This window comes from Nonlabens sp. (genome assembly GCF_018401815.1).
In the GTDB taxonomy this organism is placed as follows: domain Bacteria; phylum Bacteroidota; class Bacteroidia; order Flavobacteriales; family Flavobacteriaceae; genus Nonlabens.
In genome coordinates, this window is the sequence record NZ_JAGYKG010000001.1 from 572,654 (window position 1) to 596,590 (window position 23,937).

At 37.6% G+C, this 23,937-nt stretch carries 22 protein-coding genes; 6 read left to right on the forward strand and 16 right to left on the reverse strand.

Annotation, left to right across the window (positions count from 1 at the left end; translation table 11 throughout):
* Positions 1 to 53 precede the first annotated feature (53 nt).
* The 6 genes from KG732_RS02605 to gdhA form a co-directional block, all read right to left on the reverse strand.
* Entirely contained in the window at positions 54 to 905 is an 852-nt protein-coding gene (locus KG732_RS02605) for a hypothetical protein (RefSeq protein ID WP_213520823.1), read from the reverse strand.
* 100 nt (positions 906 to 1,005) lie between these two features.
* Positions 1,006 to 1,641 carry a ligase-associated DNA damage response endonuclease PdeM gene (gene pdeM / locus KG732_RS02610; protein WP_213520824.1) on the reverse strand — a complete coding sequence of 212 codons (636 nt, stop codon included), beginning with the start codon at positions 1,639 to 1,641 and terminating at the stop codon, positions 1,006 to 1,008.
* Between the two features lie 97 nt (positions 1,642 to 1,738).
* A complete protein-coding gene (locus tag KG732_RS02615; protein WP_367271472.1) occupies positions 1,739 to 4,141 on the reverse strand; it encodes a TonB-dependent receptor plug domain-containing protein in 2,403 nt (800 codons plus the stop codon).
* Entirely contained in the window at positions 4,138 to 4,860 is a 723-nt protein-coding gene (recO, locus tag KG732_RS02620) for a DNA repair protein RecO (RefSeq protein ID WP_213520825.1), read from the reverse strand. Before recO ends, KG732_RS02615 begins: the two co-directional genes overlap by 4 nt.
* Positions 4,861 to 7,152 (reverse strand): T9SS type A sorting domain-containing protein, encoded by a 2,292-nt coding sequence (locus KG732_RS02625; RefSeq protein ID WP_213520826.1) that lies wholly within the window; start codon positions 7,150 to 7,152, stop codon positions 4,861 to 4,863.
* A 196-nt stretch (positions 7,153 to 7,348) separates the two neighbouring features.
* Positions 7,349 to 8,692 (reverse strand): NADP-specific glutamate dehydrogenase, encoded by a 1,344-nt coding sequence (gdhA, locus tag KG732_RS02630; RefSeq protein ID WP_213520827.1) that lies wholly within the window; start codon positions 8,690 to 8,692, stop codon positions 7,349 to 7,351.
* Between the two features lie 232 nt (positions 8,693 to 8,924).
* Between gdhA and KG732_RS02635 the strand changes: the two genes are divergently transcribed.
* Positions 8,925 to 9,698, forward strand: a complete 774-nt coding sequence (locus KG732_RS02635) for a glutamate dehydrogenase (protein WP_213520828.1) — start codon at positions 8,925 to 8,927, stop codon at positions 9,696 to 9,698.
* Positions 9,699 to 9,733: 35 nt separating this feature from the next.
* Here the strand turns inward: KG732_RS02635 and KG732_RS02640 are convergent, their stop codons facing one another.
* From KG732_RS02640 to trmB, 3 genes are read right to left on the reverse strand one after another with little or no spacing between them, the layout of a single operon-like run.
* Positions 9,734 to 10,084, reverse strand: coding sequence for an MGMT family protein (locus KG732_RS02640; RefSeq protein WP_213520829.1), 351 nt, complete (start codon positions 10,082 to 10,084; stop codon positions 9,734 to 9,736).
* Complete coding sequence (locus tag KG732_RS02645) at positions 10,081 to 10,707, reverse strand: LysE family transporter (RefSeq protein ID WP_213520830.1); 627 nt, start codon at positions 10,705 to 10,707, stop codon at positions 10,081 to 10,083. The genes KG732_RS02640 and KG732_RS02645 overlap by 4 nt, the downstream gene beginning before the upstream one ends.
* Positions 10,707 to 11,375 carry a tRNA (guanosine(46)-N7)-methyltransferase TrmB gene (trmB, locus tag KG732_RS02650; RefSeq protein ID WP_213520831.1) on the reverse strand — a complete coding sequence of 223 codons (669 nt, stop codon included), beginning with the start codon at positions 11,373 to 11,375 and terminating at the stop codon, positions 10,707 to 10,709. Before trmB ends, KG732_RS02645 begins: the two co-directional genes overlap by 1 nt.
* A 69-nt stretch (positions 11,376 to 11,444) precedes the next feature.
* On the opposite strand from trmB, the gene KG732_RS02655 reads away from it, so the two are divergent.
* Positions 11,445 to 12,554: a glycosyltransferase gene (locus KG732_RS02655; protein ID WP_213520832.1), complete on the forward strand. Its 1,110-nt coding sequence runs from the start codon at positions 11,445 to 11,447 to the stop codon at positions 12,552 to 12,554.
* Here the strand turns inward: KG732_RS02655 and KG732_RS02660 are convergent.
* Positions 12,458 to 13,552 (reverse strand): ATP-binding protein, encoded by a 1,095-nt coding sequence (locus KG732_RS02660; protein WP_213520833.1) that lies wholly within the window; start codon positions 13,550 to 13,552, stop codon positions 12,458 to 12,460. The two genes, KG732_RS02655 and KG732_RS02660, sit on opposite strands and share 97 nt — an antisense overlap.
* Positions 13,542 to 14,240 (reverse strand): response regulator transcription factor, encoded by a 699-nt coding sequence (locus KG732_RS02665; RefSeq protein ID WP_213520834.1) that lies wholly within the window; start codon positions 14,238 to 14,240, stop codon positions 13,542 to 13,544. The genes KG732_RS02660 and KG732_RS02665 overlap by 11 nt, the downstream gene beginning before the upstream one ends.
* A 441-nt stretch (positions 14,241 to 14,681) precedes the next feature.
* Between KG732_RS02665 and KG732_RS02670 the strand changes: the two genes are divergently transcribed.
* Positions 14,682 to 15,662: an acyl transferase gene (locus KG732_RS02670; RefSeq protein ID WP_367271473.1), complete on the forward strand. Its 981-nt coding sequence runs from the start codon at positions 14,682 to 14,684 to the stop codon at positions 15,660 to 15,662.
* 121 nt (positions 15,663 to 15,783) lie between these two features.
* Here the strand turns inward: KG732_RS02670 and tyrS are convergent, their stop codons facing one another.
* Complete coding sequence (gene tyrS, locus KG732_RS02675; RefSeq protein ID WP_213520836.1) at positions 15,784 to 17,082, reverse strand: tyrosine--tRNA ligase; 1,299 nt, start codon at positions 17,080 to 17,082, stop codon at positions 15,784 to 15,786.
* Between the two features lie 83 nt (positions 17,083 to 17,165).
* Here tyrS and KG732_RS02680 point away from each other — a divergent pair, with 83 nt between their 5' ends.
* The gene (locus KG732_RS02680; protein WP_213520837.1) at positions 17,166 to 18,164 is read left to right on the forward strand and encodes an NAD-dependent epimerase/dehydratase family protein; all 999 of its coding nucleotides are present in this window, start codon (positions 17,166 to 17,168) and stop codon (positions 18,162 to 18,164) included.
* 1 nt (position 18,165) lies between these two features.
* Here the strand turns inward: KG732_RS02680 and KG732_RS02685 are convergent, their stop codons facing one another.
* Genes KG732_RS02685 through KG732_RS02695 form a run of 3 tightly spaced genes read right to left on the reverse strand, consistent with a single transcriptional unit; the run spans position 18,166 to position 20,668 of the window.
* Entirely contained in the window at positions 18,166 to 18,603 is a 438-nt protein-coding gene (locus KG732_RS02685) for a DUF4296 domain-containing protein (RefSeq protein WP_213520838.1), read from the reverse strand.
* Positions 18,600 to 19,940 carry a dihydroorotase gene (locus KG732_RS02690; protein WP_213520839.1) on the reverse strand — a complete coding sequence of 447 codons (1,341 nt, stop codon included), beginning with the start codon at positions 19,938 to 19,940 and terminating at the stop codon, positions 18,600 to 18,602. Before KG732_RS02690 ends, KG732_RS02685 begins: the two co-directional genes overlap by 4 nt.
* On the reverse strand, positions 19,937 to 20,668 hold the full coding sequence (locus KG732_RS02695; protein WP_213520840.1) for a polyprenol monophosphomannose synthase: 732 nt from the start codon (positions 20,666 to 20,668) through the stop codon (positions 19,937 to 19,939). Before KG732_RS02695 ends, KG732_RS02690 begins: the two co-directional genes overlap by 4 nt.
* A gap of 77 nt (positions 20,669 to 20,745) precedes the next feature.
* Between KG732_RS02695 and KG732_RS02700 the strand changes: the two genes are divergently transcribed.
* Positions 20,746 to 21,396: a DUF4271 domain-containing protein gene (locus KG732_RS02700; RefSeq protein ID WP_213520841.1), complete on the forward strand. Its 651-nt coding sequence runs from the start codon at positions 20,746 to 20,748 to the stop codon at positions 21,394 to 21,396.
* Positions 21,397 to 21,428: 32 nt separating this feature from the next.
* Positions 21,429 to 22,169: a uroporphyrinogen-III synthase gene (locus KG732_RS02705; protein ID WP_213520842.1), complete on the forward strand. Its 741-nt coding sequence runs from the start codon at positions 21,429 to 21,431 to the stop codon at positions 22,167 to 22,169.
* 117 nt (positions 22,170 to 22,286) lie between these two features.
* On the opposite strand, the gene pckA is transcribed toward KG732_RS02705, so the two are convergent.
* Positions 22,287 to 23,900, reverse strand: a complete 1,614-nt coding sequence (pckA, locus tag KG732_RS02710; RefSeq protein ID WP_213520843.1) for a phosphoenolpyruvate carboxykinase (ATP) — start codon at positions 23,898 to 23,900, stop codon at positions 22,287 to 22,289.
* Between the last annotated feature and the right edge of the window lie 37 nt (positions 23,901 to 23,937).

Below are 23,937 nucleotides of genomic sequence, written 5' to 3' on the forward strand. Positions count from 1 at the left end.
ATAGAAGTTGGGTGTACTTGCACTAATGCCTTATCAAAAAAGCTCCTAACCGATTAAAAGAAACGACTAACGGCTCTGCCTTCCAAAAATTTCTTAACCGGATTGGTTTTGGCATTCATCGCGCCATGAACTACAGTTTGAATAAATAATGCAATCGCAAAACCTAATGAAGTATAAGAGATTAACTGAGCACTAGATGCATCCAGTAGTGTTTCTGATTGAAAGCGAACGAAAATAGCAACAAGCGCCCAAACACCTACTAGGGCAAATTCGCGCATGTTACGCTTCCAGATCATAAGCGAGTTGATCACAAATGCGATAACAATCATTAGGAGAGTTACCACGACTTGAGTCTCTACAGCAATTTCATAGGTCCCATTTAACCAAGCAGCAATATTTGCGATAGTGGCCACACTTATCCAGCCTGAATACAAACACAGAGGCCACCAGACAAATGCGATAATAGGAAATGGCGCATCCCAAATCTCCATGTCCAACTGACGTACGCACATTAATAAGCAAAATAAGATTCCCAGCATCATTACTACCGAAGCAGCAATGTGCTCATCCAACCATAAGGCAACCCATAAACCGCAAAAAATATTGGCCGCAAGAAACCAAGGGCTTGTAGTTTTTATAACATCCGTTGTATACTCCTTCTTTTCTGTCTGGTGTTTTTTAGAAAAGGAAACGTACACTCCATAAATACCAAAAACCGTCAACATTAAGAAAATAACCCCCCAAATGGAAAAGGCATATGAAGCAGGAGTGAATAGATTGTCATACTCCGCACTTAGCTCGCCAACACTTTTACCATTGTAATTTCCTGTGTTAGCATAGGCATTCCAAGCAATAAGTAGGATGACGCTTAATACATTTAAAATGGAAGTAAGTTTTCTTGACATCTGCTAAAGATAATAGTACTGATATAAAAATGCACCTGTAAGGTCAAATTTAAAAAATTTAAGACTGATTAATCTACTCTTTTTTTACCCATAACAAGCATCAACTTAATTCTATCACCTCATCATCTGCTATGGCAAAGACTCTATTTCCCTTTTTAGGCTGTAGCGTATAGGTACCTGTAAAATCTCCAAAAGCGGGCAATATCATTCCGTAATCTGTACAAAAGAAACAAGAAAGTTTTATTTTTTGCCGTCCTATGCCCTGTAGTTTTACCGATGGATGTATATGACCTGCAATATTGTATTTGCCTTCTATTTCTTCTGGATGATGTGTCAGAAATACATCTCCCATTTGGAGCAGATCGTAAGTTTTAACTCCCAAGTGCTCAAAAGAATCTCTAGAAATAACATCATGGTTTCCCATAACTAATGAGATTTCTATATCTTGAGAACGCTTCCATTGTTCAAAAAAATGCCATTCTGTATTTCTATAAGAATGAAATAAGTCCCCTAAAAACCACAATCTAGAAGGCTGAAATTCTTCAATGATTTGGTTGAGTTTATCGTACTCTTGACCATCTGCTTGAGAAGGAACGGCCATACCGTACTTTCTGAAATGAGCGCTCTTGCCCAAGTGCACATCTGCCAGGAGGATCACATCTTGCTGTACCCAATAGCACGCACCACTGCGGTGCAATTGAAAGGTTTGGTTTTGTAAAGTAACTTCTAATGCCAACTGGCTGTATGATTAATTGATGTATGTATAAAGTCCTCTATTAGTAGTTGGAAGGGTATGTCGCTTTCGCGAAAGCGAGCATACCATCCTCCTTTTTCTAAAAAGCATATCTTAAGGAAAGAATTAAATTACGTCCAGCAGCAGTAATTCCTGAAGAATAGGTGCGGTAGCGCTGATCGGTTATATTTTCTAAAATAGCCGTAACGGTTAACCCTTCGTTGATTTTGTAACTGGACCTCAAATTCATTGTATACCATCTGGGCGAGTATGGATTCCCGTCCTCATCCAAGGCATACAAATAAGGACGGGATTGCTGGCTAGGTGCCAAGTCATTAAATTCAAACTGACCGTTAAACATCACAAAGGCATCCCATTGGAATCGGTCATTTTGATACACTAGGTGCGCATCACCAAAACTAGGGGATACATGGCGCACGGCCACTTTAGATCCATCTATTTCCTTTTGCTCCCCGTTGAGCCAGTTGTAATGGCCGTAGATACGCAACTGCTCATTGATCTCGTACTGAGCTCCTATTTCTAGACCATAAACAACGCTGCTTTCGGCATTTTGTATGGCTTGCACCCGGCTTAATTCTCCGTGATACAAAATCAGGTCCTCCCCGTTAAGTTGGTAATTTCTAGGAACCAAAGCATCTTTCAAATACGTATAGTAACCAGAAATATCAAAAGTAAATTGATCATTGACGCGTTTTTTAACCCCTAATTCAGAGTTATAGGAATACTCTGATTCCAGATCTGGATTAGGAACAATCACAGTCCCAGGACTGGGGTCAAAAATCTTACCTATATCATCCACGTTCGGAGCTCTAAAGGCCGTGCTGAAATTAGCCCTAAATTCCCAAGTTTCCTCTGGAAGATAGGTGGCTCCAAGCGCACCTGTTAATGCACCTGTACTCAAATGTGCCTCTTCAAAAGGAAAATCATAAAACTGGTCATCAAATGGAGCCTCTAACCATATATGATTGTATCGCAACCCGGACTGTATCACCAATTTAGAATCTACTTTCCATTGGTAATTTGCGTACGCAGCTAGTGATCTCCAAGAAGAGCCATCTGGATACCTGCTCGGCGCAGCTTCTCGTTGCCGGGTGTCAATATCAAATACGCTACCTATAGAACCTACGCGATTATGAATGAATTCTGTACCATAAAACAACACATTATTCTCTCGGTTGCGTCTTTCAAAATCAATAGAAGTCGTCCAAACATCTACTTGCTCTTTAGTCTGAAACAAATCAGGCTCTTGAAAAGAACGGTTGTTTCGGCTTTCTTGAAACTGCTGATATGCCTGAGAGAATATAACTTTATCGTACCATTTTCCATCACCTCTATGTGTAGCTTTGACATTTGCCATCAACCATTTCTGAGGACCGTAGTACCATTGAGCGCTACGGGGATTCCCATCAGCTCTAAATCTGGTCAACGCATCATATCTGGAGAAATTTCCAGTAGCTGTATAAATTAATCCCAAATCAAATTCCCAACGTTGATTAGGTTGGTAACTGAATTTTTGCAATAAATTAATTTGATCGTAAGCTGTAGGGATTTGTTTTTCTGGATCATCGTTATTGATTACAACGTCTTGTCCATCAATTCTATCTACATACTGGTTTCTAAGGTATTCATCCGGTCCATGAGAACCCATCTTCAAATCTCCAAAAGAATTCATGCTTATACTGGTTGCAGCAGCAAACTTCTGTGTGCCATAATTAGCATCTAAATGCGCAGTGTTTTCATTATTAGCAGCAGCATATCTTACCACTGCATTCCCAGAAAACAAGGTAGAATCTGAGGCAAATTGAGGTTTTTTGGTGTAAAAATTCATGACACCCCCTATTGCATCACTACCATAAACAACGCTACCTGGACCTAAAATTACCTCTGTGTGATCAATACTTAAGGGGTCAATAGAAATTACATTCTGAAGATTTCCACCTCTAAAAATGGCATTGTTCATACGCACTCCATCCACAGTGATCAACAATCTGTTGGTTGAAAAACCTCTGATTAACGGACTTCCACCACCTTGTTGTGATTTTTGAACGTAAACTTGGCCAGACTGTTGTAATAAGTCGGCACTGGTCTGTGGGTTACTCAAGAGTACTTCCGCAGCACTTTGGGATATGATTTTTTGAGGAATGTCTTGTTTGCGTTGTTCAAATTTAGATACAGAAATAACAATCGGATTTATTTTTTCTGATCGTGGAGTCATGAATATTAGCTGGCCTTGACTTTTTATTTCTATTTTATCTATAGCATAAGTTTCAAAGGCCATACTTTGAAAATAGATGCGGTCAAATTTTGAAAACTTATTTAGAGAAACCCGACCTTCCAAATCGGTGATGTTACTGACACTTTTATCTTTGTTATATACCAGAACGGAAGCTAACTTCTCTTTAGTCTTATTATTTAAAACCGTAACTGTTTGTGCAGCACTATAAATGCTTGAAAAAACAAACATAAAAAGTACCAATTTCAATGGTCGAAAAGTTGCTTTAAAATTAATAACGAATTGGGTTTTTTAAAAGTTTGCAAATGTATCTGAAAATACTCCATAACCAAATTTAATAGGCCGTTACGCTGTTCTCGATTCATTTTTATTTGATGAACCTTATCAAAATTCGTGCCTATAAAGGTTTTTAATTGCTCACTTTCTACATCAGTTAAGTGATGTGGTTGTAAACCATTTTCATCAAAGGTACCATTCCACATATTAAAGTAGGTAGCACCCGAGGTCGTTACATCTGGTTGAAAACCTAAAAACAGGGTCATATCCAGTAGTATTTTAATGGAGAAGTTGGCAACATGATCCGATTGGTCTACGTATTGAAAAACAGATGAAAGGTATTCAAACAACTCTTGGTCTGGCTGTTGCTCGGTAAGGAGTTGTGAAAGGACTTCAGAAAAAAACAAGGTCATGCTGCTTTTTACAATATCCTTATGTATGCTTTGATAAGGAACTATAACTCGTGCCTCTTTAATGTATTCCAGCGTTCCCTTTCCTCGGTGCTGGGTTTCTATTTCTAATTGGGTTAACGGCTGAAAGAAAGAACTGCGCAATTTTCCTTTTCTAGATTTACGGATTCCTTTAAGAATAAAGGATTGTGTGCCCAATTCTCTGGTGTATAATTTTGCGATGAGATCTGACTCACTATATTTTATTGTAGATAATACTATAGCTGGTGTTGTTATAAGCATTTATCTAACGATCATCAATTTAGAAACAGCAGTTTCTATGTTATCACTAGTAGAAATAAATAAAAAATAGACCCCAGAAGCGACTTTATTCCCTGAAAAGCTTCGGGTATCCCACAGAATACTTCCTCCTTGAGAAATGGCTTCATAAACAAGGTTCCCTTCAATATCTGTGATTTTTACTCGAGCCCTATCAGTCAACCCATCAATTGTAACATTGCCATTAAAACCTGGCCGCACTGGATTGGGAAAAGCTCTAACGTTTTCCAAATCTTCTTGTGGTTTACTGGATCGTTCTCCTTGAAAAGCGACAATACCTTTATCGGTCGCAAAGTAAATTTTCCCCGTCGACTCATCAATAGCGATATCGTTGACCGAATTTGTAGGCAGCGGTGAATTATCTGTTGTGAATTGAAAAAGGGTTTCTCTACCAGAAGGAGAGAATAAAAAGGCCCCAGAACTAGCGGTCGCAATCCATTTGTTATTATTTCCATCTATTTCGATATCCGTCACAGCCTCATCTGCTAGTAACTCGCGTGGTATTCCGTTGGTATCTTCTATGATTATAGATCGTGCATCACTAGGATTTTCTGAAAACATAGAGTTGGGATTAAACAGAACTCTTAACCCTCGATTAGAGCCTATCCACAATTGATTGTTTAAATCTAATCTCAAGGTAGTGACATAACTATTCACTAAGTTTCCTAAACCAACGTCATCAACTAGATGGGCAAACTGATTTGCAGCAGGATCAAATCCTACCAGTCCATTTGCAATGGTGCCGAAAAAAATAGTTCCCGTATTATTTGCTACTACTCTAGTTATTCCTTGATCAGCAGCTATACTAGCTACTTCTTCACTCACGTCAAAACTGGTCCATTGTCCAGAAGGAGTTCTCCTATTGAGAGCATTGTCTACTTTATTAGCCAGACTCCATAAGTTCCCTTGATTGTCAAAAACACTGTTAGAGATTCTTACAAAGTCAGTTGCCGGAGGAAGTATGCTTTCTAACGTGCTGTTGTTGACCCCGTATAAAGTAGTAGCAACACCATCCGTAAACTCTAATAATCCATCATGCATAGAATTGAGGTATACCTCATCTGTATTATCTGGGTTGATAGTGATGGAAGAAATACTGGCAATATTTAAAACATCGGCAGCTTCAAAATTCGTCCACCCTTCCTCAGCTACTAAATGGCTTACTCCCAATCGTTCTAACGGGAAAGGATCGTATAACTCATCGTGATCTCCATAAGCTACCCATAACTCATCTGGGGAGGCTGCAATAGAAAACGCTCTGTTTCTAGTAGGTCCATCGGCTGCGATAAATTCAAAGTCGGTCTGGTCTTGAATATTTACTCTAATCATTCCGTTTTCTTCAGTGCCTATAAATAAATCACCTCCTACTGTTATAGCTTGGGTAAAATTATAAGACTCCCCGTTTATAGTAGTTACAACAACAAGTTCATTAATACCTGTATCATAAATTAAAACTCTGTTATTAAAAGTTAGTGTAAGGAACTCATCTGTAGCAAAGGCATCTCGTACTCTTGATGGAAAACGGGTTCCATTACTGACAAATAATGTTCCGTTGAACTCGGTAAAAAAACCTCCCACGGTTATTGCAAATAACCGGTTATCAAATGATATGACTTCATCCCAAATATCAGGATTCACTTGAATCCAGTTGGAAAAATCAATTAAAAAGGGATCTGCGATTGGCGCCCTTCTTATCGCACTAGAAACATCTAATGTTGCGGCATATAAAAAACCTTGAAAAATTTCAATAGAATTTATGGGTACCTGAACACCATTATCCCCTATAAAATAGGTGTCGTCAAACTCGAGTCTTGACAGATTATAGATGGCAATCCCGAAGTCAGTAGCAATATAAAGAAGGTCCCCACTTTCTTTAAACTCATTAATTCTTTTATCATCTGGAGGAATGACTTGCTTATCTTTAATAGCCACTACGTCTATTACTGATCCATCTTGATCGACAATTTGAAGCAAACCGTTTTCATAACCTATAACTAATAGCGATTTTTCTTCACTGTAGTGGATCTGACTTATCTCATCTCCACTAAGACCGTTGATAGTTGTTAAAGTAGTATAGGTTCTAGAGTTGAGGTCGTATATAAAGACAGCATTTTCACTGGCAGCGTAAACCGATGTTGCCGATTCCTCAATATCTACTATAGTAGTAAACGAGAACAGGCCCTCCCAAGAATCTGAAAAATCTTGAGCAACTGTGAAGTTACAAACCAATAAAACAATAAAGACAACTTTTTTCATACACCTATAACGTACCCATCTTTAGTATATGATGAATACGCACAAAAATAAACTTAATTTAAGGCATTAAAAAACCTCTGTAGCTTTTACAGAGGTTGGTATTGTTTTAATTTCGGTTTAGCACAGAATCAATTGATACTTGAACTTCTAATTCCTCAAGAAATCAGAAAGTGAAACCTATATAAATCTTAAAATACTACACAATTCCTTGCGCTAACATGGCGTCTGCAACTTTAACGAAACCAGCAATATTTGCTCCTTTCACATAGTCTACAAATCCATCCTTATCTTTTCCGTAAGTTACACAAGCCTCGTGAATATCATTCATGATGCTGTGAAGTTTACTATCGACCTCTTCGGCAGTCCAGCTATAACGCATAGAATTTTGTGACATTTCAAGACCCGACGTAGCAACACCACCAGCGTTAGATGCCTTTCCAGGTGAAAATAAGATTTTCTTTTTTAAGAAAACTTCAATTGCTTCTGGAGTGCAAGGCATGTTGGCTCCTTCACCTACACAAATGCATCCATTAGATACTAGTGTATTAGCTTCATCGCCATTCAACTCATTTTGAGTAGCGCATGGTAAAGCGATATCACATGTTACCGACCAAGGACGTGCTCCTTCATGATAGCTTGCACTAGAATAAGTAGCTGTATATTCAGAAATACGACCACGCTGATTATTTTTAAGATCCATTATAAATGCAAGTTTATTGGCATCAATACCGGCTTTATCATAAATATAACCTCCAGAATCTGACATTGTAACTACCTTACCTCCCAATTGAATGATTTTCTCTGCCGCATATTGCGCCACATTTCCCGATCCAGAAATCACGACTGTTTTTCCTGCTATTTTTTCCCCACGAGTCTTCAACATATTTTCAGCAAAATACACATTACCGTAACCTGTTGCTTCTGGGCGTATTAATGAACCACCATAAGAGCGGCCTTTACCAGTTAGAATACCTGTAAATTCATTTCTCAATTTTTTATAATAGCCAAAAAGATATCCTATTTCACGTCCACCTACACCTATATCACCTGCTGGCACATCAGTATCAGCTCCTATGACACGCTGTAATTCTACCATAAAAGACTGGCAAAAACGCATCACTTCACGGTCTGATTTCCCTTTGGGATTAAAATCCGAACCCCCTTTTCCACCACCCATAGGCAATGTGGTCAAACTATTTTTAAATACTTGTTCGAAAGCAAGAAATTTAAGAATGCTCAAGTTCACAGAAGGGTGAAATCTCAATCCCCCTTTATAAGGACCGATAGCGCTATTCATTTGAATGCGGTACCCTCTATTGACCTGTACTTCTCCACTATCATCTGTCCATGGCACACGAAACATGGTGACGCGTTCTGGTTCTGCCATACGTTCTAACAGTTTATCGCTAGCGTATTTGGGGTGATTCTCGATAAAAGGTATAACCGCTTCAGCCACCTCTGTTACTGCCTGTATGAATTCTGGTTCATTAGGGTTTTTACTTTTTATCAAATCGATAAAATCTTGGATGCTTTTTTCCATTATCTTTAATTTGTTCCTTTAAGAAAACGTTTTCGTTAAAGCTGCAAATATAATATTATCGCGTATGGTGTAGATTTTTTTACCAAAATATTTGCACTTGAAAGTATAGCTTTAACAATCAATGCCGAAGTAAAAATTGCATTACGTCTAATACTTAAGGCATTATGCCCAACGTTTAGGGTATGTGTGGATCACATTTTATTATATTTACCCCGAGCATAAAGGCTTTTTAATGATGCACCCACAAAAACACATTACTACACTCTTGTTTTTTTTTGCAATGACACTGATTAGTAATGCACAATTAGGCTTTTCACATGAACTAGGTTTTATTACTGGGCCAGTGGCTTTTCAAAGTGACTATGGAGAACGGTACGACTTTAATACCAACAAAGGAAACGTAGGAATAGGTTTGGGAATAGTGCACTACATCAACTTTGCATATCGTGCAGATTGTGATTGCTATAGTGCGGACACCTACTGGAATGACCACTTTAAGATAAGAAGTGAGATTGCTTATCATGAAACAAAATTAAATCATCTAGGGCCAGAATCGGATAAATTATCCCTAGGCGGATTACAACTTAGATCCATGGAAGGTAAAGCAAAGGTGTTTGAAGCTGGCGCACAAATTGAATGGTACCCATTAAGCATCAGAGATTTTCAGTTAGGAAAACCTAAAATAGCTCCCTATATAGGCATCGGAGCTCGTTATGTAAACTATAGACCTGAAGCTACCAGTAGTTTAGGACCTTTAGGGAATCCAATAACTACATTCCCAACTTTTATTGATCGCATTGATACCTCACAGGGAAGTGCTTTAGCCATTACAGGAGATATTGGTTTTAGATATAAAGTAGGGCCATTAAGTGACCTTTTAATTTCTTCTAAGTGGCATTACTATCTAGACAGCAACTATGTAGATGGATTGAGCCCTAACAATGTAAACAACAGAGCAAACGACTGGATCTGGTGGTTTAACTTAGGATATATTTTCTATTTATAAGTTCCTTTCTACACCATTAAAAGGGAAAGTAAAATTCAATAGCCTCTTTTATTCTGCATATTGAGTAATGTCATTGGATCCCAAAAGTTTTCTTTAAAATTTTTAATTTGATCTTCTTCTAGTATCAAACCCTCACTTTCTAACAATTGTCGCATAAGATTTGTTCCTGGAAAATGATGCTTGCCTGTAAGAATGCCATTGCGGTTTACCACTCTATGAGCAGGCACCTCAGGGTCGTTATGTGATGCATTCATGGCATAACCAACGGCTCTACTACTTCTGGGTGTGCCTAGAACTCTTGCAATAGCTCCATAACTGGTAACTTTACCATAAGGGATTTGTTTGACCACCTCGTATACTCTCCCAAAGAAGTCGTCACTGCTCATCCATATATTCTAATAATTGTAAAAATAGCAATCAGTAAGGTAAGTCCACTTAAAATAAAATTAATCTTACGCGCAAAGGTATCGCTGTCAAAAGCAAATTTCTTGACATATTTGATATAAGCCAGTAACATTAAAAAAGTCCCACAAGAGGCTCCTATTATAAATAGATGAGCCGTGGGATAGGTAAATATGAACAATCCTTTACCCGCCAAAAAAGAGCTAAATCCAATGTAAAAAGGTATTGGAAAAATATTTAACCCCGATAAGATAATTCCCTGAGCAACTAATTTTGCTGCAGACCTGTTGATCTCTTTAACCTCTGGGGTTCCAGAATCAAGAGAAGCCCTTATAAAAAAGAAAATGGACAGCCCAATAAAAGCAATAATCGCAAACTGCTCTAAAAGCAACAACGTTTCTGGGTTATCGTTCAACAATTTGGAGAAAAAAACACCTATATACACCTGTCCTATCACCACAAAAGACGCACCTAATGCAAAAATTATTGCCGCTTTCCTGTTTTGTTTAACACTTATTTTAGCTGCAGTTAAGTTTAATAATCCTGGAGGAATAACTCCAACAAACCCTATTACCAGACCAAAAATCAAGTGAAATACTCCTGTCATTACTTCAATTTAAACTTGATATAAGTAATTGCTTTTCCTGTTTCTAAATAGTGCTTTTCATAAAAAGTTTGAGTTCCTGTAACCTCTTCAGGAGACTCGGTATTAGAATAAACATCGTGATGAGCGTATAAGATTTCTTCACCTCTCGCTTGTAATAAGCCTAAGGTATAACCGTGCATAAACTCTGAGTCTGTTTTAAGATTCATAACACCATCTGGTTGTAAGATGTGTTTATATTTGGATAAAAAGTCAGGGTTGGTCATTCTATGCTTGGTGCGTTTGTACTTGATTTGAGGGTCTGGAAATGTGATCCATATTTCTTGAATTTCCGCTTTCGCGAAAGCGGAATCAACCAATTCAATCTGAGTTCTTATAAAAGCAACATTGTCAAGACCTTCTTGTAAGGCCGTTTTTGCTCCCCGCCAAAAACGTGCGCCTTTAATATCAATACCTATAAAATTGCGCTCGGGATATTTACGTGCTAACGCAACAGTATATTCTCCTTTACCACACCCCAACTCAAGAGTGATAGGATTTGTGTTTCCAAAAAACTTCTGCCATTTCCCCTGATATTTAAAGCCAGAAACCACCTCTTCACGAGAAGGCTGTAGGACATTTTTAAATGTTTCGTTTTCGTTAAATCGTTTGAGTTTATTCTTACTTCCCAATACAATTATTTAAAGGTTAATTAATGAGTACAAATATACCTGATTACAAAGTCATTGTATATTTACTACATGCAAAAATCAAAAAACATTTTGATTGCCCCGTTAAACTGGGGGCTAGGACACGCCACAAGGTGCATTCCTATTATAAATGCCATTATTAATAATGGTGACCACCCTATTATTGCTAGTGATGGAGAAGCACTCGAGCTACTTAAAAAAGAATATTCTAAACAAACTTTTATAGAACTCCCTTCTTATGATATAGAGTATGCAAAGGAAGGACAAAATTTAAGGCTCAAGATGCTCAAAGATTCTCCTAAAATATGGATGGCCATACGTAATGAGCAACAAATGCTTCAAGAAATCATTCCGAAATACACTATCTCAGGCATCATCTCTGACAATAGATTGGGACTTTATAGCAACCTGGTTCCCTCTGTAATTATAACCCATCAACTGCAGGTATTATCTGGCAGTACGACCTGGTTAAGCACGCAATTACACTTGCATTATATAAAAAAATACGACTATTGCTGGATTCCTGATTTTGATAGCCCAAACAACCTTACCGGCAAGCTTTCCTATAACGAGGATTTTGAAATTGAGAAAGTATTTTTAGGGCCTCTTTCTAGATTTCAGAATACGGGTAATTATCAAAAAAAATATGATTTAATGGTATTGCTATCTGGTCCAGAACCACAAAGAGGTATTTTAGAGAAAAAGCTTCTTACAGAGCTTAAATCATATAAAGGAAAGGTGTTATTTATTGCAGGCAAGGTAGAAAAGGAACAAAAGGTAGAGAAAAAAGGACGCCTTACTTATTACAATTATCTTTCTACAGATGGCTTACAAAAGGCACTAGATCGTTCTGAAATGGTATTGAGCAGGAGTGGTTATACCACTATTATGGACCTACAAAAAATGGGTAAAAAAGCATTTTTTATTCCCACCCCAGGCCAGTTTGAACAAGAATACCTCGCAGAATTGTTAGATCAAAAAGGAATTGTTCCTTACGCTACTCAAGAAGATTTTCAGATACAAATGTTATCTCGCGTGGAACTCTATAAAGGATGGGAATGTAGTCAGCCTTCTTCAAGTTCGCCTTCTTCCATTTTGAAAGGAACTTTTTCTAACGTGAATGAAAACTCAGAACCTATGCCTAGCTCACTATCCACATAAATACGCTCTCCATGAGCCTCTACGATATGTTTAACAATAGCTAGTCCTAACCCAGAGCCACCTTCTTTACGTGACCCCGTTCTATCTACCCTAAAGAACCGTTCAAACAATCTAGGAACATACTCCGGTTTAATTCCCTCACCATTATCTGTTACCCTTAAAATAATTTTATTATTGATAAGATCTTCAACAGCTACTTCGGTAGTTCCATTTTGTTTACCATACTTAATAGAATTCATAATAAGATTTGAAATCACTTGAAGTATTCTTTCTTGATCTGCATGTACCATAATAGGTTGATCATATTTCATATCAAAAACTAATGAAATATTTTTTTTTGATGCCTTCATTTCAAACTGATCAAAAACCTGTTTTACCAAGTTAATGACATCAATATGTTCCTTGTCCAGACTCATATCGCCTACTTCAAGTCTTGTGATCATGTCCATATCCCTAACGATATAAGTAAGTCGCTCCACTCCTTTTTGAGCTCGTTCCAGGTATTTCTTGCGTATCACTTTATCCTTGTGCGCGCCATCTATAAGCGTGTCTATATAACCTTGTACTGTAAACAACGGCGTTTTTAATTCATGAGATATATTTCCTAAAAATTCTTTTCTGTAGTTTTCTCGTATTTGAAGTGTTTCTATTTCTATTTTTTTATTACGAGCAAACCGTTCTACTTGCTCCTTGAGTGTGCGCATGTCAGTGGCAATCTCACGGTCAGAAAAATTGCTGGACTCTAAAAGTGAAACATCTTCATAGATCTTTTTGATGCGGCGGTAAATAAATCTCTGTACGCGGTACTGAATAATCACAAAACACAAAATAAAAACACTAATGATTATTCCTAAAAGAATAGGTGCAGGAAGTTGTACCCCGTCAATAAAGGTAACCAGAAGTAGAATTAAAAATAATAAAAAGGTAATATAGATCGATGATCTAATTGCAAAACGGTAACTTTTTCTTTGTGATGTCGATTGCGTATTATTTGACATACTTATAACCTACACCTTTTACCGTTTTAAAACTATCGTCCCCCAGTTTTTCTCGCAACTTCCTAATATGAACGTCTATTGTACGACCCCCTACAATAACTTCGTTACCCCATACGATGTCTAGAATTTCTTCTCGCTTAAACACCTTACCTGGTTTTGTAGTAAGTAAAGAAAGTAATTCAAATTCCTTGCGAGGCAAGATCATTTCTTCTTTCTTAAAGATTATTTTATATTGATCTCTATCAATGATCAAATCACCTAATTTTACAATATTTGAGGCAGATGGCGCTTCATTTTCTCGGCGCCTCAAGAGTGACTTTACCTTAGAAACCAAAACACGTGGCTTTACTGGTTTTGTAATATAATCATCTGCTCCTACGTCAAAACCAGCAATCATAGAATAATCTTCTCCTCTAGCGGTAAGAAAAGTAATGATAGTACCATCTAGTTCAGGCAATTTACGCATTTTCTCACAAGCTTCAATTCCATCCATTACTGGCATCATGACATCTAAGATAATGAGGTCAGGCCTTTTCTTTTTTGCTTTTTTGAGTGCTTCTTCACCATTTTCTGCCGTATAAACCTGATACCCTTCGTTTTTTAGGTTATACCCAACAATCTCTAGGATATCCGGCTCATCATCAACTAATAGAATTTTGGCTTTAGCGTCTTTCATTTCGTCTTTCATATGCTTAGGAGGCTAAGTTAATAAGATAGTTACTCAATGATTTTAAATTCATGTTAGCTTTAGGTTAACTCCGTGGTCCAAAAGATGAAGTTATGAAAATAATTGATAATTCCACTTTCGCGGAAGCAGAATACCCCAAACTTTAAAAATAAAGCTTCAATTAGGAATCAACAAATATATGCTTTTGTTCAGATCAATCTGCTGTAGTTCATCAACACAAATAAGTCAACCCTTATGAAAACACATAGCTTTAAAAAAAATGCACAATTCATAAACCAATACCGATTGGTCAATACAAAGAGTAATAGCATGCCCAAATGCGATAAAATGACTGTTTCACTTTAAATAAGGTTTGTGAAGACCTGACTTTAAATGCTGTTAGCAAGGGCATGATAGGAGTTAATGCTGCTTTTTTATTTACTTTTACATCAAATAATCCATGTGAAGTTCACCGTATTTGATATACATTCTAATGAAGCATTTGAAAAAATGGCTTTGAAAATTTATCGTTATCAATTGCGAAAAAATGTTGTTTATCAACAGTACTGTGAATACCTCCACAAGACTCGAGCTTCTCGCATAGAAGAGATCCCATTTTTGCCCATACAATTTTTTAAATCACATACCGTGTTAAGCGATCAACGACCCGCACAAATCACTTTTACCAGCAGCGGAACTACAGGTAATAATGTTTCAAAACACCTAGTAACCGACTTAGAAGTGTACAACAAAAGCCTAGATCACAGCTTTAAGAAAACCTATGGAGAAGCCAAAGACTACGTTATACTGGCACTGCTCCCTCACTATTTAGATCGCAGTGGCTCTTCACTAGTGTATATGGCACAACGCTGGATCAAGGCATCCCAGAGAGCAGAGAGTGGCTTTTACCTCAATGATCTCGCAGCACTTTCCAAAGTCCTTAAAAGTTTCGAAAATAGTTCTCAAAAAATAATCCTTATAGGAGTGACTTTTGCGCTTTTACAGCTCGCAGATGAATATGCGATGCCCTTAGATAATGTGATTATTATAGAAACAGGGGGGATGAAAGGAATGCGCAAAGAAATTATTAAACCAGAATTACACGGTATCCTCCAAACAGCTTTTACACAAGCGAGTATTCAAAGTGAATACGGAATGACCGAATTACTTTCTCAAGCCTATGCTAATGATGGGATTACCTTTACAACGCCACCATGGATGAGAGTAAGCACAAGAGACACTAACGATCCTCTATCTGCGATAGACCATGGAAAAACCGGAGGGCTAAACGTTATAGACTTGGCCAACTACAATTCTTGCTCTTTTATAGCAACTCAAGATCTGGGAAAAAGCTTTACCGATGGAAGCTTTCAGGTTTTAGGAAGGTTTGATCACTCCGATATAAGAGGTTGCAATTTGATGGCAGTAGGCAGTAGGCAGTAGGCAGTAGGCAGTAGGCAGTAGGCAGTAGGCAGTAGGCAGTAGGCAGTAGGCAGTAGGCAGAAAACCTTATGACTTTTTAAAAAAAGTCATAAGGTTTTTTTATCTAGATTAAGTACTACGACTACTTCAACACCACTAAAAAATAATTCTTCTTACCGCGTTGGAGCAAGATCATATTACCAGCGATCACATCTTCTATAGTGATCATTTTATCTTCAGAGATCTTGTTTTTATTAATACTCAGACTATTCTCATTAAGCGCTCTACGCACCTCAGCATTGGAACTTAAAAAACCTGTGATTTCATTCATAAACGTAACAACATCTACTCCATTTTCAATTACAGCTCTATCAATTTCTACTTGTGGCACACCTTCAAAAATCTCTAATAAAGTCGCCTGATCCATTTTACCCCATTGCTCTGGTGTTACCTTTTTAGAAAACAAAATTCCAGAAGCCTCAACAGCAGTTTCATAAGCTTCTTTACCGTGAACCATAATGGTTACTTCTTGAGCGAGTCGTTTTTGAAGGGCTCTATAGCCTGGATCTTTTTGATGTTCTTCAATAAGAGCATCACAAGTTTTTTGATCTAAGAACGTAAAAATCTTGATCCAATTTATAGCGTCATCATCTGTTGCTGTAATCCAGAATTGATAGAATTTGTAAACGCTGGTTTTAGCTGTATCCAGCCAGATATTTCCCCCTTCGGTCTTTCCAAATTTTGTACCGTCTGCTTTTGTTACTAGTGGTGTGGTAATCGCATAAGCTTTACCTCTCGCTTTGCGCCTTATCAATTCTGTTCCAGTGGTGATGTTTCCCCATTGATCAGAGCCCCCTATTTGAAGTTTACAAGCTTCCTTTTCATAAAGATGTAAATAATCATAGCCTTGAAACAACTGGTAAGTGAATTCGGTAAAACTCATTCCCTCCCCCTCACCAGAGACACGTTTTTTTACCGATTCTTTTGCCATCATGTAATTAACGGTAATGTGTTTCCCTATATCGCGAGCAAAATCAATAAGGCTGAAGTCCTTCATCCAGTCATAATTGTTAACCAGCTTGGCTCGTGTCGCCTCTTCACCGCCTTCAAAATCTATAAATCTAGCAATCACACTTTTTACACCAGCAATATTTTTATCAAGAATATCTTGAGTGAGCAAGTTACGCTCGGCACTCTTCCCGCTAGGATCACCAATCATGCCCGTGGCTCCACCAACCAATGCAATAGGTCGATGACCCGCCCGCTGCAAATGCATGAGTAATATGATCTGCACAAGACTTCCTATGTGAAGAGAATCTGCCGTAGGGTCAAAACCTATATAACCAGAAACAACTTCACTTTGAAGCATTTCTTCTGTATCTGGCATGATATCATGTATCATCCCACGCCATTTTAATTCTTGTACAAAGTTGTAAGCCATAATTAAAGTTTTACGCCTGCAAATATATGTGGTTTGGGTGTTTTTAAAGGATTTTTAAGTCTCGTATTGTTTATTTTTACAGCATGATTTTAATCACAGGAGCCACAGGATTAGTAGGAGGACATTTGTTATACCGCTTTCGCGAAAGCGGAAAAAATATCATTGCTACCTATCGCGAATTGAAAAGTCTAGATAAAACAAGGGAGATTTTTGAGTCTTATGAAAAAGGTGCTGGTGCCCAAGTGGATTCTTTTCAATGGAAACAGTCAGACATTCTTGATATACCAAGCCTAGAAATGGCCATGCAACAGGTAACAACAGTGTATCATTGTGCTGCTGCCATAGATGATCTTCCTTTTGAAGAAATGAAAAATAGCAACATGCGCGGTACAGAAAATGTAATCAATGTAGCTCTTGCTATGGGGGTTAAGAAGTTTTGCCACGTAAGTAGTATTGCAGCACTAGGGGAGGCTGTGGGAGACAGGTCAGTAAATGAAGACGATTTTTTTAATCTGGACGGACTCAATACCGATTATGCGATTACCAAATTTGGAGCAGAAATGGAAGCCTGGAGAGGAACTCAAGAAGATATGATGGTTAACATCGTCAACCCGGGTATTATCCTAGGAGAAGGGAATTGGGAATGCGGCTCTGGGCAACTGATTAGTAAAACAGCCTCTGGGAATAAATTTTATACCTGCGGTAGTAGCGGTTTTATAGACGTGCGAGATGTCACACGAGCCATGCAAGAACTCACTGAAAGTGATCATAAAAACGAGCGGTATATTCTCGTTTCAGAAAACAAAACCTATAAAGAAGTTTTAGATTTAATAGCAATTAGCTTGCAGAAACGAAAGCCCTATATTCCCCTTAAAAGTGGTGTTTTAAAATTGATTTCTTACCTGCTTAAAATTCCTAACCTATTTGGTTTTTTACCTAAGCTAAGTATGGCAAAGGTGCAGTCCATGACTTCAAAAACTAAGTACTCTAATGCTAAAATTAAAAAGGTCTTAAACTTTGAGTTGACTCCTGTACAAGAGGCTATTGATCGAGTGGCTACTTTTTATGGGCAAAGAAACTAATTTAAATTTCTTCATCAGGATCTAAGTCCTCAAGATCTTTGATGTAATCCTTAGGTGTATTTTTAGAAACACGACTCTGCTCTTCTTTATTAATTCTTTCCTGTCTTGCGTTTAGAGAATCTTGAAGGGATTTAAAGTTTTCTTGAACCTCATCCATAATCAAAAGATACTCTTCTACTCGGTCTGTATAATAATTCAAATTCTCTTGAAAAGTAATGCTATCCATATCATACTTTTCATATAAGAAAGAACTGGGCTGGACACCCGTTTTAAGATAAGCCGTTTTATTAGAAGAGATAGCTCCCTCAATTAAATATAAGTCGGTTATTAATGCGGCCATTTTATCTTTGGAAAACAGATTTTCAGGTGGAGGAGATTTCTCCACATTAGAACATGATGAGATAAAAATCGCAAAAAGGACAACTACTATTTTTTTCATCTTACAAATGATAGTTCCTGGGCATTTTTATTTTCGGACACTTTAAAATTCTTATACGCCAATTCTCCATTTACAAAAGTTTGCATGACGCGACTTTTAAAAGTTACTCCTTCAAATGGGGACCAGCCACATTTTGCAAGCACATTTTCCTTGGTAACCGTCCATGGATTATTGGTATCTACAACAACAAGGTCTGCTTTGTAACCTTCCCTGATATAACCTCTTTTCTCTATGTCAAATAACAAGGCTGGATTGTGACACATTTTCTGGACTACTTTCTCTATAGTTATTTTTTCGTCATGCACAAATTGCAACATCGCAGGCAATGCGTGCTGCACTAAAGGACCTCCACTAGGGCAAGAAGTGTAAGGGTTGGACTTCTCTTCTAAAGTATGTGGCGCATGATCTGTTGCGATCACATCTATGCGATCATCCAGTAGGGCTTCCCATAATTGTTCTCTGTCAGCAGCTGTTTTAACTGAAGGATTCCACTTGATAAACGTTCCTTTAGCTGCATAATCTTCATCACTAAACCACAAATGATGTATACAGACTTCAGAGGTAATTTGTTTGTCTACTATAGCTTGCTTATTCGAAAAAAGGGCTGTTTCTTTCCCCGTTGATAAATGGAATACATGTATTCTCGCGCCAGTTTCTCTTGCTAATTTTATAGCACTGCTACTACTAATATAACAAGCTTGCTCATCTCTTATTACAGGGTGCTGATCCATCGGGATATCATCTCCATATTTGTCAAAAGCTTTTTTAAAATTTGCGGTGATCGTAGCCTCATCTTCACAGTGAAGGGCGATTCGCAGTTTTACATTCGAAAAAATCTCTCGCAGCACTTCTTTATCATCGACAAGCATATTACCTGTTGAAGACCCTAAGAAAAGTTTTAATGCGGGTACTCTAGAAGTATCCACTTTTAAAATCTCTTTTAAATTGTCATTTGTACCACCAAACATGAAGGCATAATTTGCGTGACTATCTCGTTGCGCTATTGCCATTTTACTTTCCCATTCTTCAATAGTTGTAGTTTGGGGATTGGTATTCGGCATTTCCATAAATGTAGTGATCCCACCAGCGACAGCAGCAGCACTTTCTGTTGCAATAGTGGCTTTATGGGTAAGACCTGGCTCTCTAAAATGCACTTGATCGTCAATAACTCCAGGCAACAAATAATTCCCCTCTATATCAATAATTACAGTATCTGCATTTTTAGCACTGATGCTTTCAGCAATTTCAATAATGGTATCTCCTTCTATATAAACATCACCTTCTTTTGTTACACCATCCGTAACAATTTTTGCGTTTTTAATTAACGTTTTTTTCATATCTCTAGTTGTCCTAACAAACTTTCCATTTTCATTTTCATTACCCCTAATACAGCTTCATTTATGATGCTGCTGCTCATCTTAGATTGCCCACGAGACCTGTCCGTAAAAATAACAGGCAGTTCCACGATTGTTGCTTTCAATAAAAATGCTTTAAACTTCATTTCTATTTGAAATGCATAGCCGACAAATTTAATCTTATCCAAGTTAATTTTCCTTAAAAGAGAGGCTCGATAACAAATAAATCCAGCTGTAGTATCATGAATATTCATTCTAGTTACCATTCTTACATATTTTGAGGCAAAATAAGACAAGAGAATTCTAGACATAGGCCAGTTTACCACATTTACTCCTTTGACATACCTGCTTCCAATAACAAGGTCAGCGCCTTGTTTTGCACAAACATCATACAAGTCAGGAAGGTCGTTAGGATCATGGGAGAAGTCGGCGTCCATTTCAAATATAAACTCGTAATCCCTTTTTAAAGCCCATTTAAAACCATGAATGTATGCGGTTCCTAAACCTTGTTTTCCTTCACGTTCTTCTAAAAACAACCGGTTAGCGTATCGCACTAAATTATTTTTCACCACTTCAGCCGTGCCATCTGGCGAAGAATCATCCACAACAAGAAGATGTAAGTACTGGTTTTGATTTAAAACAGCATCTATCATCAATTGGATATTCTCCAATTCGTTAAACGTAGGAATAATAATTAGCGTATTTTTCATATTCTTCGGCTAAAATAAACAATAAAACAACCAGCTTTGTGAACGTTTGTTAAATCATATTATTTTTACCCTTTGAAATGAACTTAGAACCGCGCTATACAGAACTCAACGATTGGATCAGCATCACCATATTATTTTGTGTGGCGATTCTCGCGGTTACCAAATGGTTTTCTAAATATCAAATTACGGATATATTAAGTTCTTACTACAACAACCGATTTGTCAAAATCTCAAGGAATAGAGAAAACGGTTCTTCTTTCTTGATTACAGCAAGTGTTATTGTGTATACCATCAATATAGCTTTATTCATATATGTTTATTATCAGAAGCAGCAACAACTTCCAATAGCACTAAATGGGTTTTTACTTAGTTTAACAATTACATCTGTTTTTTTCCTCAGCCAACATGTTATTGGGAAACTAATTGCCACCCTCTGTAATTTTGAAGAATTACTATTTGTGGTTCAACATCATAGAAATATTCATAGAGCTATGTTGGCATATGCCCTCTTAATCACCAACTGTATAGTTATTTATGTATGCCACAGCAGTGCGTCAGCACTTCTCACTGCGCTGATTTTCATTGGATTTATACTATTTACATACCATTTGGTGTTAATTTACACCTGTAGGAGCCTGCTTTTTTCTACTCATTTGTATTTTATTTTGTACCTTTGCACGCTAGAAATCATACCCTATCTACTTTTATATAAGTATTTTATGTTGTGAAATCTTGACTCTAATAGAAAACATATATATATATGAAAGTGAAAACAATTTTAGTTTCCCAACCTGAACCTAAAATGGAAAATTCACCATACCAGAATTTGGTGGATAGAACAAAGGTGAAAATCGATTTTCGCTCTTTCATACATGTTGAAGGAGCTGCTGCAAAAGAAGTGCGAGAGCAAAAAATTGACCTAGCCAAGTTCACTGCGATTGTTTTGACAAGTCGCAATGCGGTAGATCATTTCTTTAGAGTAGCCGAAGAAATGCGTTTTAAAATTCCAGAATCTTTAAAATACTTTTGTCAAAGCGAAGCGGTTGCTTATTATTTGCAGAAGTATGTGGTGTACCGCAAACGCAAAATCTATGTGGGGAAAAGAACGTTCCCTGAGTTGTGTACTCTTATAAAAAAACACAAAAACGAGACCTTTCTAGTTCCTAGTTCTGATAAATTGGGAGATTCTACTCCTACAGAGTTAGATAAACTAGGCGTAAAATGGACAAGCGGTACTTTTTTTAGAACGGTGATTAGCGATCTGTCAGATCTTGCAGATGTAAAGTATGATGTTTTAGTGTTTTTTAGCCCTAGTGGGATTGAATCGCTTTTTCAAAATTTCCCAAAGTTTACACAAGAGCAAACTCGTATTGCTGTATTTGGCAACACCACTATGAAAGCTGCTCAGGATAAAGGTTTGAGAATTGATATTCAAGCACCAACTCCTGAGTCTCCATCGATGACTATGGCTATAGAAAATTATATTAAGGATAAGAGTTAAGTATGCATTCTTTTTTCGCCCTGAGCTGCTAGCATAGATTACAAGCAACACAACAACAAACAAAAACGTCCTGAATTAGTTATTCAGGACGTTTTTTATAATTGCGCCTTTTACAATTTATAGCTTTCTTGGTGGACCACCAGCAAGAATTTCTTCTGAGGCCTGCTCTTCAAACTTTTTAAAGTTATCAATAAAGAACTGTCTCAGTTTTTCGGCAGTTTCATAATAAGCTTTGTCGTTATTCCAAGATTTACGCGGACTCAAAACTTCTTTAGGTACATTAGGGCAAGTTACCGGTTGCGCCACACCAAACATAGAGTGATAGTGATAATTCCCTTTGTTAGCTTCTTCCAAAGAACCATCAAGAGCCGCAGTAATCATAGCGCGGGTATACTTCAATTTCATACGACTTCCCACGCCATAAGGACCCCCTGTCCAACCAGTATTTACGAGCCATACCGTAACGCCAGACTCCTTCATCTTTTTACTCAACATATCTGCATATACTGTAGGATGTAACGGCATAAAAGGAGCGCCAAAACATGCCGAAAAACTAGGGTCTGGCTCGGTAACCCCAGCCTCCGTACCAGCAACTTTTGCTGTATAACCGCTTATAAAATGATAGGCTGCTTGACCCGGAGTCAATTTCGATATGGGAGGTAATACCCCAAAAGCATCTGCCGTAAGGAAAAAGATATTCTTAGGGTTTTTACCAACTGATGGCTCCCTAATATTTTCAATGTGGAAAATGGGATAACTTACTCGTGTATTTTGGGTAATAGATGTATCTGCAAAATTAACACTGTCATCTTCCTTAAAAATAACATTTTCTAGTAGCGCACCAGCCTTGATCGCATTATAAATTTCTGGCTCTCCTTCCGGATCTAAGTTGATCACTTTTGCATAACAACCTCCTTCAAAATTAAAAACTTCATTATCTTCTGTCCATCCGTGCTCGTCATCTCCTATTAGTGCTCTTTCTGGATCTGTAGATAGAGTTGTTTTACCAGTTCCGCTTAAACCAAAGAAAATAGCGGTAGTACCATCTTTACCTACATTGGCACTACAGTGCATAGGTAAAGTCTTTTTATAAACCGGCAAAATAAAATTCAAAGCACTAAACACTCCTTTTTTGATCTCCCCAGTATAACCGGTACCTCCTATAAGTGCAATTTTTCTGGAGAAATTTAGAATAGCAAAATTGTGCTGTCTTGTTCCGTCTTCATCGGGAACAGCTCTAAACCCAGGTGCATTGATGACTGTCCATTCTGGATCAAATTGATCGAGTTCCTCTTCAGAAGGTCTTATAAACATATTATAGGCAAACATATTAGACCATGGATACTCAGTAATGACTCTCAGCTGAAGCCGGTAATCTTCGTGAGCACATGCATAAGCATCGCGTACAAAAAGCTCTTTGCCGTCTAGGTAGGAGGTCACCTTATCAAGTAGCGCATCAAATTTATCTGATTCAAAAGGAATATTGATCTTGCCCCACAAGACTTTGTCTTCCGTCACTTCATCTTTTACAATGAAACGATCCATAGGAGAACGACCAGTAAACTCTCCTGTATGAACCGCTAAGGTGCCATTATCAGTTTCTTTACCGCCATAATTTGCTACAGATATTTTTTGTAGAATTTCAGGCGTGAGTTGGTAATTGATTTTGGAATTTTTGATTCCCCATTCGGTTAACGCAATCGATTGCGAAATAAAGGTGTTTGAACCCATGATAATCCGTTTAGTTAGATATCGCACAAAAATATAA

Bases quoted from the DNA above. Each gene is read 5' to 3' on its own strand.
- KG732_RS02695 (WP_213520840.1), bottom strand. From the start codon at position 20,668: ATGAAAAATACGCTAATTATTATTCCTACGTTTAACGAATTGGAGAAT.
- KG732_RS02645 (WP_213520830.1), bottom strand. From the start codon at position 10,707: ATGACAGGAGTATTTCACTTGATTTTTGGTCTGGTAATAGGGTTTGTT.
- recO (WP_213520825.1), bottom strand. From the start codon at position 4,860: ATGCTTATAACAACACCAGCTATAGTATTATCTACAATAAAATATAGT.
- gdhA (WP_213520827.1), bottom strand. From the start codon at position 8,692: ATGGAAAAAAGCATCCAAGATTTTATCGATTTGATAAAAAGTAAAAAC.
- KG732_RS02705 (WP_213520842.1), top strand. From the start codon at position 21,429: ATGAAAGTGAAAACAATTTTAGTTTCCCAACCTGAACCTAAAATGGAA.
- KG732_RS02700 (WP_213520841.1), top strand. From the start codon at position 20,746: ATGAACTTAGAACCGCGCTATACAGAACTCAACGATTGGATCAGCATC.
- KG732_RS02685 (WP_213520838.1), bottom strand. From the start codon at position 18,603: ATGAAAAAAATAGTAGTTGTCCTTTTTGCGATTTTTATCTCATCATGT.
- KG732_RS02640 (WP_213520829.1), bottom strand. From the start codon at position 10,084: ATGAGCAGTGACGACTTCTTTGGGAGAGTATACGAGGTGGTCAAACAA.
- KG732_RS02680 (WP_213520837.1), top strand. From the start codon at position 17,166: ATGATTTTAATCACAGGAGCCACAGGATTAGTAGGAGGACATTTGTTA.
- KG732_RS02625 (WP_213520826.1), bottom strand. From the start codon at position 7,152: ATGAAAAAAGTTGTCTTTATTGTTTTATTGGTTTGTAACTTCACAGTT.
- KG732_RS02635 (WP_213520828.1), top strand. From the start codon at position 8,925: ATGATGCACCCACAAAAACACATTACTACACTCTTGTTTTTTTTTGCA.
- KG732_RS02690 (WP_213520839.1), bottom strand. From the start codon at position 19,940: ATGAAAAAAACGTTAATTAAAAACGCAAAAATTGTTACGGATGGTGTA.
- tyrS (WP_213520836.1), bottom strand. From the start codon at position 17,082: ATGGCTTACAACTTTGTACAAGAATTAAAATGGCGTGGGATGATACAT.
- KG732_RS02660 (WP_213520833.1), bottom strand. From the start codon at position 13,552: ATGTCAAATAATACGCAATCGACATCACAAAGAAAAAGTTACCGTTTT.
- KG732_RS02605 (WP_213520823.1), bottom strand. From the start codon at position 905: ATGTCAAGAAAACTTACTTCCATTTTAAATGTATTAAGCGTCATCCTA.
- KG732_RS02655 (WP_213520832.1), top strand. From the start codon at position 11,445: ATGCAAAAATCAAAAAACATTTTGATTGCCCCGTTAAACTGGGGGCTA.
- KG732_RS02665 (WP_213520834.1), bottom strand. From the start codon at position 14,240: ATGAAAGACGAAATGAAAGACGCTAAAGCCAAAATTCTATTAGTTGAT.
- pckA (WP_213520843.1), bottom strand. From the start codon at position 23,900: ATGGGTTCAAACACCTTTATTTCGCAATCGATTGCGTTAACCGAATGG.